General features: G+C 45.2%; 2 protein-coding genes. Both read right to left on the bottom strand.

The window, feature by feature from the left end:
* On the bottom strand, positions 1 to 2,222 hold a 2,222-nt coding region (locus NLX74_RS25415), incomplete at its 3' end, for a non-ribosomal peptide synthetase (protein ID WP_254330922.1).
* Between the two features lie 32 nt (positions 2,223 to 2,254).
* Positions 2,255 to 2,655 (bottom strand): condensation domain-containing protein (locus tag NLX74_RS25410; protein ID WP_254330921.1); only part of this gene is annotated, 401 nt, incomplete at its 5' end.

Genomic DNA, 2,655 nt, shown 5'->3' with positions numbered 1-2,655 from the left:
TGCAGATGCACAAAATATGCCGGGATCATGTACTCTGGCAACAACGCGGCCAGATGGGCCCGCAGTTCGGTGACAGATAGGGTTTCGCTACTCACGTAATACGCACACAGGTAAGCCTGTTCCCTTTCGTCATGCTTCGCCACGACCACGGCTTCCCGCACCGCTTCGTGTTCCAAAAGCCGCGCTTCCACTTCCCCGCACTCGATCCGGTACCCCCGAATTTTGACTTGGTGGTCGATTCGGCCCAGGTACTCGATGTTCCCATCCGGCAGCCAGCGTGCCAAATCCCCGGTCCGGTACATCCGCTCTCCGGGTACGAACGGGTTGGCCACGAACTTCTCCGCCGTTAGTTCCGGACGGTTCAAATAGCCGCGCGCCAAGCCGTCTCCCGCGATGCACAACTCGCCTGGCACTCCGATCGGCTGGATACCCCCTTGTATATTCAAGATATATGCTTTCACATTTGCTATGGGAGTTCCGATCGGTATGCCCCCTTGATTCGTGATCTCATTATATTTCCAAATTGTTGCACATACCGTCGCTTCAGTTGGTCCGTAAGCATTGATTAACAATTCAGTTCTGTCATGCCATTTCCTTATCAATTCAGGTGTACTTGTCGAGCCCGCCAGGATCAACATTCTCAACGATGTAAGTTGATCCGGATTTATATACATGGCGTAAGAGGGAGGCAAAGTTACCACCGTAACTTGACGCTGGCTCATGTAGCTCTCAAATTTCTCATGCTGTTTGATTGTCTCCTCGGAAAGCACGTGCAGAGTGGCTCCCGTCAACAACGCCATAAACATTTCCCACACCGATGCATCAAAACTCAAGCTCGCAAAGTATGCAACCTGATCACTTGGAACCAATCGAAATTTCTTCTTAAAAAACTCGCTTAAATTCAATATCCCTTTGTGCTCAACCATAACACCCTTCGGCTGTCCAGTTGACCCCGATGTATAGATTACATAGGCTAAAGATTCCGGTCCATTTGCCACTCGCAGGTTTGATGTGTCGCCTGCATACAGCGTGGCGTCCGCAAGGTTCAGCACCGTTCCCACATACGCTGGCGGTAATTTGTTCTCCCCATATATGAGCAATTCGTTTACCCCGCTATCTTCCAGCATGTACATAATCCGCTCGTCCGGATACGCAGGATCAATTGGCAAATAAGCCCCACCGGCCTTGAGAATCGCCAGAATTCCTGTAATCATCTCTATCGAACGTTCCGCCATGATCCCTACGAGCTGATCGGCTCCGATATCCCTTGTTCGCAATATCCGTGCTAACTGGTTCGCTTTCGCGTTCAGCTCTTGGTACGTCAGGTGATCATCCCCACAGACCACTGCTACCACCTCCGGTGTTCTCGCAGCTTGGTCTTCGAAAAGTTGTTGGATCGTTTTGTCTGCAGGGTAAGGTGTCTCTGTTCGATTAAATTGAGTCAAAATCAATCGTTTTTCGGTTGTAGTAATGATATCGATTTTGTCTAGAGAACTCGAAATGTCACTTGTAGCCGATTCGAGAAAGTCAGATATACGTTGTGAAATTCCAACCATATAAGAATGATCGAACATATCATCAAAATAATCGATGATCATCAGATACTCGTGATCAGGCTGCCGGGATATACAAATACAACATTCACTTTCGAAGTGTTCGGGGTTAAAAGAAACATGCATGCCCCCATATGATAAAACGGTTTTAAATTGTATATTCCCTTGTAAATCAATTGGTAAATTCACTTTTTCTGCAATATATTGAGTCGGAAAAACTTGATTTTCGGTTGCTTTTATTACGGAATCCCGTACGCCCAATAATATCTCTCGAAATGATCCCTGTTTATTTAGTTGAATGCGTATTGGCAAAAATTGAACAACTTGCTCTATTTTATTTTCTTCTTCATCCATTAACTGGGGCATACCAATGAGCAGGTCAGACTCTTGCGAATATTGAGACATAACCCATAGGACGCTTGACATAAAAACCATAAACGCAGCCTGTTCCGAGCCTCTGGCTAACGAATCAATTTTCCTGCAAGTTGATTGAGGAATCATAAATCGTATTTGTTGTCTGGTTCTTGGCAGATTCTTTAATCCTCGATTCTTGGAAGGAAAGAAGCCGGATGGTTCTGAACAGTCTTTAAGCTGTTGCAACCAATACTCAATTTCCTCATCGTATACTCCACTAAAAGCCATTAATCTTTGCGTAATCGAATCAGTCATTGCAATCTCCTCAGTTATCTAAGATAGTCCTTCTAAAAATCGACAAAATCAAATATTTTACGAGTCCTATTTCCAAAATACTCCACCTGAATACATCTTATCAGTTCATTTGGATTACTGGCAATAGCTTCCATGATATTTCTGAAGCCAGCAAGCAATCTTTCAATTGTTTGATGTTGAAACAACAAACTCATGTAATTAATTGAAACAAATAGGCCCTCTTCCACCTCTATTGCGTTCATTATTAAGTCCATTTGCGTTTCAGGGTTTTCAAAGGAGAACGGCGCAATCTGCAGACCGTCCAACTGAAGCTCCGTTTGCGCCATGTTCTGCAGCACTAGCATCGTATCAAACAACGGATTACGGCTCATGTCCCGCTGCAATGGCAGTTTCTCCACCAATTCTTCAAACGGATACTCCTGATGCTCAAACG

This window comes from Paenibacillus sp. MZ03-122A, assembly GCF_024213325.1.
Classification (GTDB): domain Bacteria; phylum Bacillota; class Bacilli; order Paenibacillales; family Paenibacillaceae; genus Paenibacillus; species Paenibacillus polymyxa_B.
Note: the sequence above shows the minus strand (reverse complement) of the source record. Positions and strands in the feature narration are given on the sequence as shown.